The sequence below is a fragment of the Flagellimonas amphidinii genome, assembly GCF_013090115.1.
In the GTDB taxonomy this organism is placed as follows: Bacteria; Bacteroidota; Bacteroidia; order Flavobacteriales; family Flavobacteriaceae; genus Flagellimonas; species Flagellimonas amphidinii.
The window spans coordinates 109,255-125,568 of the sequence record NZ_JABFNN010000027.1 but is presented as its reverse complement, the minus strand read 5'-3'; the positions used below and the strand labels follow the sequence as shown (position 1 = coordinate 125,568).

The 16,314-nt window shown below is 39.4% G+C and carries 19 protein-coding genes; 12 read left to right on the top strand and 7 right to left on the bottom strand.

Features of this window, described 5'->3' with window-relative positions; all coding sequences use genetic code 11:
* The first annotated feature begins 48 nt into the window (after nt 1–48).
* The 9 genes from pdxA (at nt 49) to HJC33_RS05120 (ending at nt 8,618) form a co-directional block, all read left to right on the top strand.
* A complete protein-coding gene (gene pdxA, locus HJC33_RS05160; protein WP_171657736.1) occupies nt 49–1,101 on the top strand; it encodes a 4-hydroxythreonine-4-phosphate dehydrogenase PdxA in 1,053 nt (350 codons plus the stop codon).
* A 108-nt stretch (nt 1,102–1,209) separates the two neighbouring features.
* Nucleotides 1,210–1,743 carry a YceD family protein gene (locus HJC33_RS05155; protein WP_171657735.1) on the top strand — a complete coding sequence of 178 codons (534 nt, stop codon included), beginning with the start codon at nt 1,210–1,212 and terminating at the stop codon, nt 1,741–1,743.
* Between the two features lie 7 nt (nt 1,744–1,750).
* A complete protein-coding gene (gene rpmF / locus HJC33_RS05150) occupies nt 1,751–1,951 on the top strand; it encodes a 50S ribosomal protein L32 (RefSeq protein WP_171657734.1) in 201 nt (66 codons plus the stop codon).
* A 177-nt stretch (nt 1,952–2,128) separates the two neighbouring features.
* Nucleotides 2,129–3,127, top strand: a complete 999-nt coding sequence (locus tag HJC33_RS05145; RefSeq protein WP_171657733.1) for a beta-ketoacyl-ACP synthase III — start codon at nt 2,129–2,131, stop codon at nt 3,125–3,127.
* A 24-nt stretch (nt 3,128–3,151) separates the two neighbouring features.
* Nucleotides 3,152–3,643 (top strand): acetyl-CoA carboxylase biotin carboxyl carrier protein, encoded by a 492-nt coding sequence (gene accB / locus HJC33_RS05140; RefSeq protein WP_171657732.1) that lies wholly within the window; start codon nt 3,152–3,154, stop codon nt 3,641–3,643.
* Nucleotides 3,644–3,719: 76 nt separating this feature from the next.
* Complete coding sequence (gene accC, locus HJC33_RS05135; protein WP_171657731.1) at nt 3,720–5,072, top strand: acetyl-CoA carboxylase biotin carboxylase subunit; 1,353 nt, start codon at nt 3,720–3,722, stop codon at nt 5,070–5,072.
* 33 nt (nt 5,073–5,105) lie between these two features.
* A complete protein-coding gene (locus HJC33_RS05130) occupies nt 5,106–6,221 on the top strand; it encodes an NAD(P)/FAD-dependent oxidoreductase (RefSeq protein WP_171657730.1) in 1,116 nt (371 codons plus the stop codon).
* Entirely contained in the window at nt 6,218–6,664 is a 447-nt protein-coding gene (locus tag HJC33_RS05125) for a 3-oxoacyl-ACP synthase (protein WP_171657729.1), read from the top strand. The genes HJC33_RS05130 and HJC33_RS05125 overlap by 4 nt, the downstream gene beginning before the upstream one ends.
* A gap of 280 nt (nt 6,665–6,944) precedes the next feature.
* A complete protein-coding gene (locus tag HJC33_RS05120; protein ID WP_171657728.1) occupies nt 6,945–8,618 on the top strand; it encodes a hypothetical protein in 1,674 nt (557 codons plus the stop codon).
* A gap of 52 nt (nt 8,619–8,670) precedes the next feature.
* On the opposite strand, the gene arfB is transcribed toward HJC33_RS05120, so the two are convergent.
* From arfB to HJC33_RS05090, 6 genes are all read right to left on the bottom strand, one after another.
* Nucleotides 8,671–9,075, bottom strand: coding sequence for an alternative ribosome rescue aminoacyl-tRNA hydrolase ArfB (gene arfB, locus HJC33_RS05115; RefSeq protein ID WP_171657727.1), 405 nt, complete (start codon nt 9,073–9,075; stop codon nt 8,671–8,673).
* Nucleotides 9,053–10,048 (bottom strand): ABC transporter ATP-binding protein, encoded by a 996-nt coding sequence (locus HJC33_RS05110; RefSeq protein ID WP_171657726.1) that lies wholly within the window; start codon nt 10,046–10,048, stop codon nt 9,053–9,055. Before HJC33_RS05110 ends, arfB begins: the two co-directional genes overlap by 23 nt.
* Before the next feature lie 85 nt (nt 10,049–10,133).
* Entirely contained in the window at nt 10,134–11,147 is a 1,014-nt protein-coding gene (locus HJC33_RS05105; RefSeq protein ID WP_171657725.1) for an aspartate-semialdehyde dehydrogenase, read from the bottom strand.
* 190 nt (nt 11,148–11,337) lie between these two features.
* Nucleotides 11,338–11,739 (bottom strand): large-conductance mechanosensitive channel protein MscL, encoded by a 402-nt coding sequence (gene mscL, locus HJC33_RS05100; protein ID WP_171657724.1) that lies wholly within the window; start codon nt 11,737–11,739, stop codon nt 11,338–11,340.
* A 75-nt stretch (nt 11,740–11,814) separates the two neighbouring features.
* Nucleotides 11,815–12,924, bottom strand: coding sequence for an alanine racemase (gene alr, locus HJC33_RS05095; protein ID WP_171657723.1), 1,110 nt, complete (start codon nt 12,922–12,924; stop codon nt 11,815–11,817).
* The gene (locus HJC33_RS05090) at nt 12,917–13,561 is read right to left on the bottom strand and encodes a thymidine kinase (protein WP_171657722.1); all 645 of its coding nucleotides are present in this window, start codon (nt 13,559–13,561) and stop codon (nt 12,917–12,919) included. The genes alr and HJC33_RS05090 overlap by 8 nt, the downstream gene beginning before the upstream one ends.
* 159 nt (nt 13,562–13,720) lie before the next feature.
* On the opposite strand from HJC33_RS05090, the gene HJC33_RS05085 reads away from it, so the two are divergent.
* Genes HJC33_RS05085 through HJC33_RS05075 form a run of 3 tightly spaced genes read left to right on the top strand, consistent with a single transcriptional unit; the run spans nt 13,721 to nt 15,702 of the window.
* Nucleotides 13,721–14,407, top strand: coding sequence for a hypothetical protein (locus tag HJC33_RS05085; RefSeq protein ID WP_171657721.1), 687 nt, complete (start codon nt 13,721–13,723; stop codon nt 14,405–14,407).
* A gap of 48 nt (nt 14,408–14,455) precedes the next feature.
* On the top strand, nt 14,456–15,127 hold the full coding sequence (gene rsmI / locus HJC33_RS05080) for a 16S rRNA (cytidine(1402)-2'-O)-methyltransferase (RefSeq protein WP_171657720.1): 672 nt from the start codon (nt 14,456–14,458) through the stop codon (nt 15,125–15,127).
* Nucleotides 15,127–15,702, top strand: coding sequence for a uracil-DNA glycosylase family protein (locus HJC33_RS05075; RefSeq protein ID WP_171657719.1), 576 nt, complete (start codon nt 15,127–15,129; stop codon nt 15,700–15,702). The genes rsmI and HJC33_RS05075 overlap by 1 nt, the downstream gene beginning before the upstream one ends.
* Here HJC33_RS05075 and HJC33_RS05070 read toward each other — a convergent pair.
* Complete coding sequence (locus HJC33_RS05070) at nt 15,699–16,283, bottom strand: Crp/Fnr family transcriptional regulator (RefSeq protein WP_171657718.1); 585 nt, start codon at nt 16,281–16,283, stop codon at nt 15,699–15,701. The genes HJC33_RS05075 and HJC33_RS05070 overlap by 4 nt on opposite strands.
* Between the last annotated feature and the right edge of the window lie 31 nt (nt 16,284–16,314).

Below are 16,314 nucleotides of genomic sequence, written 5' to 3'. Positions count from 1 at the left end.
TATTGACTAGTTTTGTACTGTAAAAGTAGCCATATCGGCATTGATTTTATGAAGGAAAATCAAAAAATAAAACTGGGAATATCCATTGGTGATTTAAATGGGATTGGATGCGAAGTAGCCTTGAGGACATTTGAAGACTCCAGAATGCTCGACTTTTGTACTCCTGTAATTTTTGCATCGAATAAAACCATTTCCCAACAAAAATCAGAATTGGGAATCAATATTTCATTCCATGGGGTAAGAGATGCTTCGCAAGCTGTTGATGGCAAACTCAACATTGTGAATGTGTGGAAAGAAGTTCCTAAGACGGCCTTTGGCCAATCAACCGAAGAAGGAGGGAAATATGCCATCAAATCCCTTAGGGCGGCAGTGGCAGCTTTAAAAGAAGGTAAGATAGATGTTTTAGTGACCGCCCCTATAAATAAAAAAAATATCCAATCCGATGATTTTAAGTTTCCCGGGCATACAGATTTCTTGGCGCAGGAGCTCAAAGGTGAAAGTTTGATGTTCATGGTCACTGACACCTTGCGTGTGGGTCTTTTAACTGATCATATCGCTGTAAAGGATGTTGCTAAGGCCATTATTCCAAAGCTGATTCGTGATAAAGTTGCTACCATGGAAAAATCCCTCAAAATGGATTTTGGTATACGTCGTCCAAAAATTGCACTTTTAGGTATTAATCCACATAGTGGCGATGATGGCACCATTGGAGAGGAAGACGACAAAATTCTGAAGCCGACCATAAAGGAAATATTTGACAAGGGGACTTTGGTTTACGGCCCATATTCCGCAGATAGTTTTTTTGGCTCCAACTCCCATCAAAACTTTGATGCAATTTTGGCCGCATACCACGATCAAGGTCTTATCCCTTTTAAAACACTTGCCTTTGGCAAAGGAGTTAATTATACTGCCGGACTTGAAAAAGTACGCACTTCCCCAGATCATGGAACAGCTTATGAAATTGCAGGAAAAGGAGAAGCCGATGCCAGCTCATTCAAAGAAGCTGTGTTTACGGCAATTAAAGTATTCCGGAACCGTTTAGAGCATACAGAGCTCCATAAAAACCCTTTGCAAAAGCAAAAAGTTAAAAGAGCAAGTTAATATTTAGCTTAATGGGGCAGTTTTGTTCCAATGGAATTGTACATTTATAAATAAGTAGTATCTTTGCACCCGCCTTTAACGGCTGGTACACAAACCTTAAGTGTAGAAATGATGAAGCTAAAGGAGTTCAACATTCCTTTTTCTGGATTAAAACTGGGAAAACACACGTTTGAGTACAAAATTGATAATACGTTCTTTGAATCTTTTGATTACCAAGAGTTTAACGGGGCTTCTATTCCGGTCATAGCCATATTGGACAAGATGAACAATATGATGGAATTGGATATTTCAGCTCAGGGAACAGTAGATGTGGATTGTGATCTTACTGGGGAGCCTTTTGATCAACCCATAGAATCAGAATTGCATTTGGTAATCAAGTTTGGGGAGGAGTATAATGACGAAGATGATGAGATTTTGATCATTCCCCATGGAGAGCACCAAATCAACATTGCTCAGTATGTTTATGAAATGTTGGTTTTGGCGGTTCCTCAAAAAAGGATTCATCCAGGAGTATTGGATGGCACGCTGCAATCTGAAATCTTGGATAAGCTGGAAGAATTACAGCCCAAAGAGAACAAAGAAGAATCAGAAAAAACCGATCCCAGATGGGACGACTTAAAAAAGTTATTAACGGACAAATAGGTTAACAATGGCACATCCTAAAAGAAAAACATCAAAAACCAGAAGGGACAAAAGAAGAACCCACTACAAAGCTTCTATGCCCACAATTGCCAAAGATTCCGTAACTGGTGAAATGCACTTGTTCCACAGAGCACACTGGCACGAAGGTAAATTGTACTACAAAGGTCAGGTTTTGATTGATAAAGCTGAAGAAGAAACTGCAGCTTAGTCGCAAAAAATCCTTAAAAAATAAACCAACTCCCGTTTCGTTGTAACGGGAGTTTTTTTATGGGCCATAATCAATTTTAAAAACGACCCCATTTTTATCAAAAAGTCATATAAAATGACTAATTTTCACCGCTTTTGGGTCAAATCTTAATGTTTTTGACAAAAAAAGACACCTAATATGAAAAAAACAACGGCAGCAATTACCGCTGTGGGAGGCTATGTTCCTGACTTTGTTTTATCCAACAAAGTACTGGAAACCATGGTAGACACCAACGATGAATGGATTACTACCAGAACTGGTATCAAGGAACGTAGATTACTAAAAAAAGAAGGAGCTGGAACGTCATACATGGCCATAAAAGCCGCAGAGGACTTGCTTCAAAAAAGTGGGACAGATCCCAAAGAAATAGATTTTGTTTTAGTGGCCACCGCTACTCCTGATCTTCTTGTTGCCGCGACCGCGGCCTTTGTTGCTTCAGAAATTGGTGCGGTGAATGCTTTTGCTTATGATCTTCAAGCCGCTTGTTCCAGTTTTCTATATGGAATGTCAACTGCTGCTAGTTATATAGAATCAGGAAGGTATAAAAAGGTGCTGTTGATAGGCGCTGATAAGATGTCTTCTATAATAGATTATACAGACAGAACCACTTGCATTATTTTTGGCGATGGTGCTGGTGCAGCACTTTTTGAGCCTAATGAAGAAGGTTTGGGGCTTTTAGATGAGCATTTAAGGTCGGATGGTATTGGCAGACAGTTTTTGAAGATAGAAGCCGGCGGTTCTATTTTACCTGCATCAGAAGAAACTGTAAAAAACAAACAACACTATGTTTTTCAAGATGGAAAATCTGTGTTCAAATTTGCAGTATCCAATATGGCAGATGTTTCTGCTTTGGTCATGGAACGGAACAACTTGGATAAAGATGATGTGGATTGGCTGGTTCCCCATCAGGCAAACATGCGAATTATTAACGCTACAGCCAACAGAATGGGCTTGGAACCTGACAAAGTGTTGATTAATATTGATAGATACGGAAATACGACTTCTGCAACCTTGCCACTTTTGTTATACGATTATGAAAAACAATTGAAAAAAGGTGATAATCTTATTTTCGCTGCCTTTGGCGGAGGATTTACTTGGGGTGCCATTTACTTAAAATGGGCCTATAATTCAAAATAATACAACTAACTAAATCATAATCCAATGGATGTTAAAGAAATTCAAAGTCTAATCAAGTTTGTGGCCAAATCGGGTGCCAGCGAAGTGAAGTTGGAAATGGAAGATTTTAAAATTACCATACGCACCGGTAGTCCTTCCACTGGCTCAGAAACCACTATTGTGCAGCAAATACCGATGGCACAGGCACCAGCGGCACCAGTTGCACCTGCTCCAATTGTTCAAGAAGCGGCCGCACCAGCTCCAGCAGAAACTAAGGAAGCTGATGATGATTCAAAATATATTACTATTAAATCTCCAATTATTGGAACATTTTATAGAAAACCTTCTCCTGACAAACCTGCATTTGTTGAGGTAGGAAGCTCCATCAATCCAGGTGATGTACTTTGCGTAATTGAAGCTATGAAATTGTTCAATGATATTGAATCGGAAGTTTCAGGTAAGATAGTCAAGGTTTTGGTTGATGATTCCTCTCCTGTAGAGTTTGATCAGCCTTTATTTTTGGTTGACCCATCTTAAATAAACTAGAATACCCAAGTTTCATCTTCCAATTAATTTGGAAAATGGAATTGGCTATTTGAAATTCTTAGGTATTATGTTCAAGAAAATATTGATTGCTAATAGGGGCGAGATTGCACTACGGATTATTCGTACTTGTAAAGAAATGGGAATTAAAACGGTGGCCGTTTATTCCAAAGCCGATGAGGAAAGCCTTCATGTCCGTTTTGCTGATGAAGCCGTTTGTATTGGGCCAGCCCCCAGCCACGAGTCCTATTTAAAAATACCAAACATCATTGCAGCCGCAGAAATTACCAATGCCGATGCAATTCATCCAGGTTACGGTTTTTTATCTGAAAACGCAAAGTTCTCCAAAATTTGTGCCGAGCACGATATCAAATTTATTGGTGCTTCTGGTGAGCAGATTGAAAAAATGGGAGATAAGGCCACTGCAAAGGAAACCATGAAAAAGGCAGGTGTCCCTACGGTTCCAGGATCAGATGGTCTATTGAAGGATGTGGCGCATGCTAAGAAGGAGGCCAAGAAAATGGGGTACCCTGTAATGATTAAAGCTACTGCTGGTGGTGGTGGTAAAGGTATGCGCGCCATTTGGTCAGAAGAAGAAATGGAAAGCAACTTTGAAAGTGCTGTCCAAGAAGCTACTGCTGCCTTTGGTAATGGTGGAATGTATATGGAAAAATTGATTGAGGAGCCTCGCCATATTGAGATTCAAGTTGTGGGTGATCAATACGGGAAAGCCTGTCACCTATCAGAAAGGGATTGTTCCGTACAGCGAAGACATCAGAAACTTACAGAAGAAACACCCTCTCCTTTTATGACAGATTCCCTAAGAGAGGAAATGGGGGCTGCTGCTGTTAAGGCTTCAGAATACATTAAATACGAAGGAGCGGGAACTGTAGAATTTTTAGTCGATAAACACCGAAACTTCTACTTTATGGAAATGAATACCCGTATTCAGGTGGAACACCCCATCACAGAACAAGTTGTGGATTATGATTTGATTCGTGAACAAATATTGGTAGCTGGTGGTGTCCCAATTTCTGGAAAAAACTATTTTCCTAAATTACATTCTATAGAATGTAGAATCAATGCTGAAGATCCTTACAACGATTTTAGACCTTCACCAGGAAGAATAACAACTTTACATACTCCTGGGGGACATGGAGTTCGTTTGGACACCCACGTGTACAGCGGATACATTATTCCGCCCAATTACGACTCTATGATTGCCAAATTGATCACAACTGCGCAAACTAGGGAAGAGGCCATCAATAAAATGCGTAGAGCCTTGGATGAGTTTGTGATTGAAGGAATAAAAACCACTATTCCATTCCATAGACAATTGATGGATCATCCAGATTATTTGGCCGGTAATTATACCACCAAATTCATGGAAGATTTTGAAATGGACGAGAAATATCAATACTAAACAGACCCCGATGCAAATCGGGGTTTTTGCTTTATGGAACTAAGTTATTGGGAATATAAAACTTGGTTGTCCAATGTGGATTTTACCATTATTGGAAGTGGAATTGTTGGGCTTAATTGTGCCTTGCAACTCAGGAAAAAACATCCAAAAAGCAAAATTATAGTCTTGGAAAAAGGTAGTTTGCCGCAAGGGGCCAGCACAAAAAATGCAGGTTTTGCCTGTTTCGGAAGCATCTCGGAAATCCTTTCAGATCTAAAAACCCACTCTGAAGAAGAAGTTGTTGCGCTTGTTCAAAAGCGATGGGAAGGAATTCAAACTTTACGTAATCTTTTAAGTGATAAAACAATTGGGTTTAAAAAGCTCGGAGGGCATGAGCTTTTTTTAAGAGAGAATCCGGGGTTATATGAAGCCTGTTTAACCCAAATGGACGAATTGAACCAAATGCTGCAACCAGTCTTTGGGGAAAGTCCATTTATAAAGGCCCATAATCGTTTCGGTTTTGGAAAGGTTCAAGAAAACTACATTACCCATAAGCTGGAAGGGCAATTGGACACTGGTAAAATGATGCTGGCGCTACTTGACAAATGTCAATCCAACCACATCCACATTCTAAATGGTATTGAGGTTACGGCACTTGATGATAGCGGTACAAACGTAATCTTAAAAACCAAGGGCTTTGAATTCAATGCCACCCGGGTTTTTGTAGCGACCAATGGATTTGCATCGGCACTTTTGAAAAACGAAACGGTACTTCCGGCCAGAGCACAGGTTTTGGTCACCAAGCCAATTAAAAATCTAAAGATCGAGGGTACTTTTCATTTTGACGAGGGATATTATTATTTCAGGAATGTGGATAACCGTATCTTATTTGGTGGTGGTAGAAATTTAGATGTTAAAGGAGAGGAAACAACAACATTTGGACAAACATCCGTTATTCAAAATTCATTGGAAAAATTGCTCACTGAAGTAATTCTCCCCCAGCAAAAAGTCGAAATAGATTATCGATGGAGTGGAATTATGGGCGTGGGAACACAAAAAACACCTATTGTAAAACAAGTGAGCAACAACATCTTTTGCGGTGTAAGATTGGGAGGGATGGGCGTAGCTTTAGGTAGTTTAGTCGGCAAAGAACTAGCAGAACTGATATGAGCAAGGAGGAACTGTTGCAACATTGCTGGATGCATCTTGAAGAGCGTTCAGAAACCATCCAAAAACAAATGAAAGGCTTGCAAGACTCTTTAAACTCTGAAACAAAAAGCAGTGCGGGAGACAAACATGAAACTGGAAGGGCCATGGTACAATTGGAACAGGAAAAATTGGGCCAACAACTATTGGAAGTCGAAAAAACAAGAGCTATTCTCCAACGAATAGACATAACAAAGTCTAGTAATAGGATTAGTCTGGGAAGTTTGGTAAAGACCAATACAGCAAGCTATTTTATTTCCATTTCTTGCGGCGCTTTTCAAAAAGCGAATACCACAATTTATTGTGTGTCTGCAAAGGCTCCTATCGCACAGCTATTGATGGGTAAGGCGGCTGGAGAAGAATTTCACTTTAATGGAAAGCATTTCACAATACTTGAAGTAGAGTAATTATTAATTCAGACTTTTGGTTTTTCAGTCTTGATTAACCTCTCAAACCAGTCCATTTTCTAACTTTATTTCCATTTTTTTCGCTTACCACCAGTTAAATCTACCCTGTAAGATTAACTCAAACAATGCATTTCATCGAAAATTGCATCGATGAAACGTCCAAACAAAACATCTGTCCGTAGATTTGTATTCATGATGTTGCCTTTTAACGCAAATAACATGCGTTTAATCGATTTTTTTTGATTTAATATAGTAATACCCAATTTCAAATCCTCATATTATGAATTCACTAACCTCAAAGCGAATGATGTTAACCATTCTTTCTTCTCTTTTTATCTTTTTCATATCCTGCAACAAGGACAATGATTTACTCTTAGAAGCTATTCTGGAAGAAGAGTTAGAGGAAGTTCAAGGTACAGAGGGAGAAACTGAAGAAGAAAACACCGGGGAAGAAACTGAAGAAGAAAACACCGGGGAAGAAAGTACTGACGACTCACAGGCTGACAGAAACAACAATTTTCATCAGGTGATGTTTACCGACAATCAAATAGCCACAATGATTTCAAGACTCTCTAGTGGTTTTTCTAGACCGGGAACTAATGGGGAAGACATTTCAAGAATGATTAATGAGGCTCAGGAATTTCTTTCAGCCCCTAACACTGGGCGATTAGATTGGATGCCTTCTAGCGGCATACGAGAATGCCGATTAGGTTGCGATCCAGTACCCATAAATATTGTTAATCGTAATCATTATGTTGCAGAAAATATATTTTACGCTGGCCTTTATGCCTTTATTCTTGCCAATAGAAATCAAGATGGCGACATAGAGTATGCTGAGCAATTGGCTAAAGCCATAGCTGCCCAAACCCTCAATAGGGCAAATGACCCAAATCTTGACTTCACCAATAGGAGCTCTTGGTTGGATGGGGTTGAAACCAACCCATTCTTCTTAACTGCTGCTTGGCTTGAAAAAACATTGAACAATTGGTCCTTAATTAAGTCAATGGGGTTGGACACAGGCTTAACCAATGAAGAGGAAGAAACTGTAGAAAACTGGTTCAAAGATGGTAGGAATTGGTTATACGATAAATTAACGAATCATTATATTGATGGTTATGGGTCCAATTGGAAATCATCTGCAAGCAGTACCGGGTATAATATGAAATACTCTGGATCCAACAATGCAGTAATTGCAATCAACACTGTAGAACAAACAAATTATACAGTGAATCATGCAGCAGTGCTTCCCCACTGGAATGTGCCTTCTAAGTATGCAAGTTATTTGCACTATTATGGTTTAATTTTCCAAGATCAAGCAGCTTTGGATTTATCAGAAACTTGGTATCAGAATGTTTTCAAATTAAGTGTATTCCCAGATGGCACATCCACTGAGCTGAAGAGGGCCACTTCTAGTATTCCAGGTCAAGGAATACAATACTGGTGTATAACAATGTCTACATTAACAAGCATAGCGCATAGTCATGCAGTTGCGGTTTTGCAAGGCAATCCGATAGTTCAAGGATATAGTTATTCTTATTTTTATGATTATACTACAAGTGAAGGGCTAAGCGATTATCTCCCTTCTCATGCAGGTAGTGATACAAAAGGAGGGACAAAAGGTTTAGAAAATTATTTGTTGGCTTTTACAAAATACTTGGGGCAATCTACAGGGTTAAATGGCTGGGGAGCTGTTAGACAAGTAAACGCCTCTGGCTATCCAACGCACGAGATGACTAGAAAGTTTCACTATATGGTTCCAATAGCACAAGCCAATGCTTATTATAATAATGGCACATTACAAAATGCATATAGTGGAACAGGAGGGTTTCAAAGACCTCTAACAAAATCTGAAGGTGCTGAATGGGTTGGCGCTTGGAGAGAATCGTATATGGGAGGATTTGGAAAATATCTAATCGCTTTTCCCTATTTAGAAACAGAGGGAATAACTTATTAATAAAATTATCTGGACAAAATATTTTCATTTAAAAATTGGGATTGAAATAAATTCAATCCCAATTTTGTTTTTTACGGCCAGCTTTCTTTTCCGATTCTTTTCTTTTGGATTGCAACCTTTTTTCAACAGATGCTTTTGTAGGTTTGGTGGGTTTTCGCTTTTTCTGAACCTCAAGGGCGTTTCGTAAGACCTCAAAAAAACGTTTTACCACTAGAGTTTTGTTTTTGTGTTGGCTTCGAGATTCATCACACCTTAAAATCAAGTTTCCATCTTGGTTCAATCTGGTTTTCAGCTTCAATTGAAGACGTTCTTTTTCAACATCAGAAAGACCATTTGAGGCAGGTATGTTAAAGGAGAGTTCCACTTTAGTGGAAACTTTGTTCACGTGCTGTCCGCCCGCTCCTCCGCTTCGAACAGCTTTAAACTGCAATTCTCTATGTATTTGTTCCCTGTTCAAGATTTAGCCGAGCATTTATGGTCTCCAAAGATACATTAAGGAAAACCTTCTCCCCTTCTGTCAGCTCATTTGGTGTGTTGAAATAAAGCGTAATCTGTTGATTTACTTTTCCTTCATTTATATAATAACTCCCTTTAAAGAAGCTCTTTTTCACTAAAATTTCTAACCCTGAAGTTTCAGAAACTTGGAATTCATTCGGATAGATAAGCACAGACTGGTCTATTGTAGCATAAGACTTTAAAAGTTTCATGGGCACCTCATTTACCTCGCCAAACAAAGATGCTACATAGTAGCTTGATGGATTGTTGTATAGTTTTTTGGTCTGTTCATTGGCCACAATTTTTCCTCTTTCCAAAACCAAGGTTCGCTCTGCGTACGGAAGCACATCATTGGGGTCATGGCTAGCTGTAAGCGTAGTAATTTGTTTTTCTTTTAAGTAGGCAAACAGATTTTTTCTAAGCGAATTTCTTTTAAAATTATCGATATGGCTAAAAGGCTCATCCAACAATAGAACTTCGGGTTCTTGAGCAAGGACTTTGGCCAACGCCACGCGCTGTTGCTGCCCACCACTTAAGTTTTTAATTTTAGTTTTGGCATAGTTTTGCAATTCAATAAGTTCTAAAAGTTCGTCTATTCTTTGTTGATGTGTTTCCCGTTCAAAAACAGAAAGATGTTGACCTATATTTTCTGTAACGGTGGTAAAAGGCATCAAATCAAAGTCCTGAGAAAGGAATTTCATATATGGTTCCCCGGGCACCAGATTAAAATTAGGGCCCAATGCTTCCCGTTCTCCCCAAAAAATAGTGCCATTTTCAACATGTAAAAGCCCATAAATAATTTTAAGCAAAGTGCTTTTGCCAGAACCACTTTCCCCCATCAAGGCCAAATGCTCTCCTTTTCCCACTTGAAAGGAAACATTCTTCAAAACAGTTTGATCAAGGTAGGTGAATGATTCTATAGCAACTTTTAGCATGCGTCAAAAATAAAAATCCGTTTCAAAGAAAACGGATTTATTCTATTCATAAGAAATGAATTGCCAAATGTTTTATTTCTCTACATTAAGAAATGGGTTCAGGCTTTTTGGAAATTAAGTTGTTCTCCACCAAATACTCGGCAATCTGTACGGCATTGGTTGCAGCTCCTTTTCGCAGGTTATCCGAAACAATCCACATGTTCAACGTATTGCGTTGGGTTTCGTCTCTGCGGATACGCCCCACAAAAACATCATCCTTGCCATTGGCATAGATGGGCATGGGGTAAGTATTGGTTTCCGGATTGTCTTGCACCGTCACCCCAGATGTTTCACTTAATAGTTTGCGAACTTCAGACAAATCAAAATCCTCATAGAATTCTACGTTCACGGATTCTGAATGACCTCCTGCAGTAGGTATACGAACCGCAGTAGCGGTTACTGAAAAAGTACGGTCATCCAATATTTTTTGGGGCTCTCGCGCCAATTTCATTTCTTCTTTGGTGTATCCGTTTTCCATAAATACATCACAATGTGGCAATGCGTTACGGTTGATAGGATACGGATATGCCATCTCTCCCTGAACACCGGCAGCCTCATTTTCCATTTGCTCAACAGCCTTTACCCCTGTTCCAGAAACAGACTGATAGGTGGATACCACCACTCTCTTCATCTTATATTTCTTGTGCAATGGATCCAAGGCCATAACCATTTGAATGGTAGAGCAATTGGGGTTTGCGATTATTTTATCCTCAGTAGTTAATTCTTGGGCGTTTATCTCTGGCACCACCAACTTCTTTGAAGGGTCCATACGCCATGCAGACGAATTATCAATGACAGTTGTTCCCACTTCGGCAAATTTTGGAGCCCACTCTAAGGAAGTACCTCCTCCTGCGGAAAAGATTGCAATATCTGGTTGTGCAGATACAGCATCTGCAAGTCCAATCACCGTATGCTCCTCACCTTTATAAGATAATTTTTTGCCCACTGATCTTTCCGAAGCGACCAGCAACAATTCAGTAATGGGGAAATTACGCTCCGCCAACACTTTTAACATTACCTCGCCAACCATTCCAGTGGCTCCTACAACTGCTACTTTCATTTTAAACTTATTTATTGGGACAAAGGTAGTACAGCAATTTATTAAAACAAGTATTTCTCTATGCGATAATCAAAAAATAACAAAATGTTATGAATAAAACAACCGTCGATGTGTTAGCGAAACATATCGACGGCTTTTAAGGTTATTTATTGTGGTGTAGCGGTCTTCCTGAAGCTTCAGGAAAACGTTCTTATTTCTTCAATGCATCCCGAATCTCAGCCAATAACTCTTCAGCAGTTGGTCCAGCTGGAGCGGCAGGTTCTTCAGGTTTTTTCATTTTGTTCACTCCTTTAACAATAAGGAACATTACAAAGGCAACAATGATAAAGTCTATCACGTTTGTCAGAAACTGTCCATATAAAATGGCAATTTCCCCAACTTTTTCTCCAGCATCATTCATGGTTCCTTCTTTTACCACATATTTTAAATCATTGAAATCGGCATCGAACAGTAACCCGATCAGTGGAGAAACAATTCCTCCGGTAAATGAGGAAACCACTTTGTTAAAAGCAGCACCCATTACGAAACCTACGGCAATATCCACTAGGTTTCCTTTCATTGCAAAGTCCTTAAACTCTTTTAAAAATCCCATTTTATAGTTTGTAATTGGTTAATACTCTGACAATGTAACCAAAAAACTGTTTTTTTTCCACAAATTAATTGAAAATCAGCCAGAAATGACCTCTCTTTTAACCCGTTGCGATATGGCTGTAAGAATTTCATAAGAAATGGTTTTTCCTCCTGAAGCAAAGGATTCTGCGGAATTATCTTGACCAAAAACCAAGACCTCATCTCCTTCTTTACAATCAATTCCAGTAATATCTACCATGATCATATCCATGCATACATTTCCAATTATCGGGGCTTTTTTGCCATCAATCAAAACAAAAACCTTTCCATTTCCATATTGCCTACCAATCCCATCAGCATGGCCCAATGGCAGTGTGGCGATCTTTTTATGACCTTTGGAAGTATAAGCACGGTTGTAACCAACAGTTTCATTGGGTTCTATTGTATGTATTTGGGAAATAATGGTCTTCAGGGTTGCCACGGGCTTTAATTGAGCATCAAAAGCTTCATCATTCCCATAACCGTAAAGTCCGATACCGCTTCTTACCATTTCAAACTGTGCGTGAGGATAATTCAGAATACCCGAGGTATTAAGTGTATGCCTTAAAGGCATATAGCCCAATTTTTCATGAAGTTGATTACAGATTCTCTCAAAAGTCGCAATCTGTTTTTCAGTAAAACTTTTTTCATTGGCATCTTCTGAGGCGGCCAAATGCGAAAAAACTGAAACTATTTTAAGTGCTTTTCCTTTTTGAAGTGTACTGACTATTAAATCGACATCATTTTCCCAAAACCCCAATCGGTTCAGTCCTGTATTGAATTTGACGTGAACAGGATAATTCTTTTCATTTTTATTTTGGGCAACTTCCAGAAATTGTTTGAAGATGTTGAGTGAATACAAACTTGGTTCCAGACAATGATCAATAAGTTCTTCAAAGTTTATCGGCTGGGGATGCAGCACTAAAATAGGAGTTTTAATTCCAGCGTTACGCAATAAAACTCCCTCTTTTACATAGGCTACCGCAAAATAATCAACTTCTAAGTTTTCAAGTTTTTTGGCTATTGTAACCAAATCACTACCATAAGCAAAAGCCTTTACAACCGCCATTAACTTGGTTCCTGAATCTATTTTGGATTTAAAAAACCTGAAATTATGTTCTAGAGCAGTCAGGTTTATTTGCAGAGTGGTTTCACCAACTTTATTCATTGGCAGCTTTCTTTTTAGCATCAACCTCTTTTACATCTACATCCATTTGGTTGATTTTTTCCTTCAGCATGGCTTTATAGAATGCTGCTCGACTCAAAGGCTCGTATTCTTCTGTTTCACCAAGAAGCACCAATTTATCGTCATTGGATTTTCTAAAGCTATAATTTGCCAAATTTCCGGTCCTTGTACAGACCGCATGTACTTTGGTTACATATTCTGCCGTTGCCATTAATGCCGGCATCGGCCCAAAAGGATTGCCTTTAAAATCCATATCCAAGCCAGCCACTACTACACGAACGCCGCGATTGGCCAAATCATTACAAACCGTAACGATCTCGTCATCAAAAAACTGGGCTTCATCAATACCAACCACATCACAGTCGTCTGCCAACAGGCGAATATTTGCCGCAGCCGGCACCGGGGTAGAGCGAATTTCATTGGCATCATGCGACACGACCATATCCTCATGATATCGAGTGTCCACTATAGGTTTGAAAATCTCTACTTTTTGTTTCGCAAACTGTGCCCGTTTCAACCTTCTTATCAACTCCTCCGTCTTTCCAGAAAACATGGAACCACAGATGACTTCAATCCATCCAAATTGTTCTTTATGGTTTACCGTGTTTTCTAAAAACATATCGTAACTTTAAACTAAACTGAGGGGTTTAGCCGTTTTTATTAAGACAAAGCACAAAGCTACTAAAAAATTATACCCCGGCTTTAGGTCAAAAATTTAACCTTTTGTTCGTAGCTAGATACGTAAAATGATTTTATTTTTATAAGAAAGAAGAAAGCCATGATAAGGAAATTAAGAGAGGATTTGATAAAGCTATCTACAGATATAATTACCTCTAGGGAAGACAAGGAACTTACAGAGCTCTATGACAAGGCGAAGGAAATCTACGAGAAATTGGCCGTGTTAAAGTTCATAGATGAAAAATTGAGTGATGTTGAGGTAGATGTTTCCAAAAATGTAATCGCTTCACGATTTGAGAAAATGGCCAACGCTGTACTGAGCGGAAATATAGCTGTGCCTGAAAGTAATCCACATGAAGAGGATATCATGACCCCAGGCATGGACACCATTAAAGATATGGTTTCGGAAATGCCTTCTGATATGGCTGTGGAGCATGTATTCACAGAATTTGTGGCCAAACCAGATTACATGAAAAATGACAAGGAAAATCTTTCTCCCACAGAAAGAAGCAGTGATACAGGGCAATCAAAGCCCAAATCCCTGAACGATACCTTGATGAGGGATTTTCAAATTGGCCTTAATGACAGACTTGCTTTTGCTAAACATCTCTTTGATGACAATATGGACGATTACAATCGGGTAATTTCTCAATTGAACACCATTGATACTGAAGAGCGTTCCATAGCCTTTATCAATAATATGGTTAAACCAGAATACAACAACTGGGAGGGCAAGGAAACATATGAAGCTCGATTGGTCTCATTGATTGAGCGCAGATTTGCCTAATTCCATACACTAGATAATTTTTTAATTGGAAGGCCGTAACTTAGGCCCATGGGAAAACTATATTTGGTTCCAACCCCTATAGGTAATCTTGAGGACATGACATTCCGGGCCGTTACTGTGCTCAAAGAAGTGGATTTGGTCTTGGCCGAAGATACCCGTACCAGTGGTAAACTTTTGAAACATTTTGACATCCAGACCCCATTGCAAAGCCATCACATGCATAATGAGCACAAGCAATTGGATGGTTTGATTCAAAAATTGAGCTCTGGGTTATCGATTGCCTTAATTTCTGATGCTGGAACCCCTGCCATTTCCGACCCTGGTTTTTTATTGACCAGAGCCTGCGTGGAAAATAACATTGAGGTGGAATGCCTCCCTGGCGCTACCGCTTTTGTTCCTGCATTGGTCAATAGTGGGCTGCCCAATGACCGTTTTGTTTTTGAAGGATTCCTTCCTGTAAAAAAAGGACGTCAAACCCGCTTACAGCAACTTGCTGAAGAAAGTCGAACTTTGATTTTTTACGAATCTCCCCATAAACTCATCAAAACCTTGACCCAGTTTGTGGAGTATTTTGGAGCGGACAGACCGGTTTCCGTCTCTAGAGAACTTACCAAATTATACGAAGAAACCATAAGAGGAACTCTTTCCCAAGTTTTGGAACACTTTACACAAAACGCCCCAAAGGGTGAATTTGTCATTGTAGTTGGAGGGAAGAGATAATGGACCAACTACTTGCTCAAATCAGAAACTGCACAATTTGTTCCCAACACCTGCCTTTAGGACCCAGACCCATTGTTGCAGCGCATAGCGATGCTAAAATTTTAATCATTGGGCACGCTCCGGGCACCAAAGTGCATCAAACAGGGATTCCTTGGGATGACCAAAGCGGCAAACAACTCCGTAAGTGGATGGGAGTAACCGATGACGATTTCTATGATGCCACTAAAATTGCACAAATGCCCATGGGATTCTGCTATCCGGGAAAAGGGAAATCAGGTGATCTTCCACCTAGGCCAGAATGTACCCCACAATGGCATCAATCGCTTCTGGATAAATTACCAAATCTAAAATTGACGCTTTTGATCGGGCAATATTCCCAACGTCATTATTTGGACAATCAAATGGAAAAAAATCTAACTGAAACTGTTCGAAACCATGAAATGTATCTTCCCAAATACTTTGTATTACCACATCCATCTCCCAGAAATCGATTTTGGTTGAGCAAAAATCCTTGGTTTGAGCAAGCTGTGGTACCGATGCTTAAAAAAAGGGTTGCGGAAGCACTAAAAGCCTAATAGGTAACATTTGAGCGCAACCGACTGAAGGTTTCTGGTTTCATATTAAGGTAAGAGGCCAAGTATTTTTGAGGTATGGTCTTGAGTGCTTCTGGACATCTTTGCATAAATGCCACATAACGCTGTTCCGCAGAAAGCGTTAAAATTTCCACTTCCCTACTTAACCTCCCGAACAAAATATTCTGAAAAAACTCATGCCCCCATTTGTAAAACCCTGGGCAGTTTTCAAAAAGTTGTGCATAGTCGCTGTGCGATATTGCCAACATCTTGGAAGGTTTCAAGGCCTCCAAAAAAGTATGCGAAGGTCTTTTTTCAATAAAAGAATCAAAAACCCCGGAAGGACTGCCCTTATAAGAAAAACCCAATACTACTTTTTCGCCTTTTTCATTCAATAAATAAATGGCCTGCACCCCTTCCAGCACAAAGTAAAAATACCGTTCTATGCTTCCGGCTTCGGTTATAAGATCATATTGGTTAAATACTTTGGGATACCACAAAGACCTAAAAAAAGATTCCTCCTCAGAATTCAAACGCACTTGAGGAAAGAACTTCATCAGCTTGCAGTACATATCATCATCCATGTGGGAAGAGTAGTTTTTATCAAAAATAAGA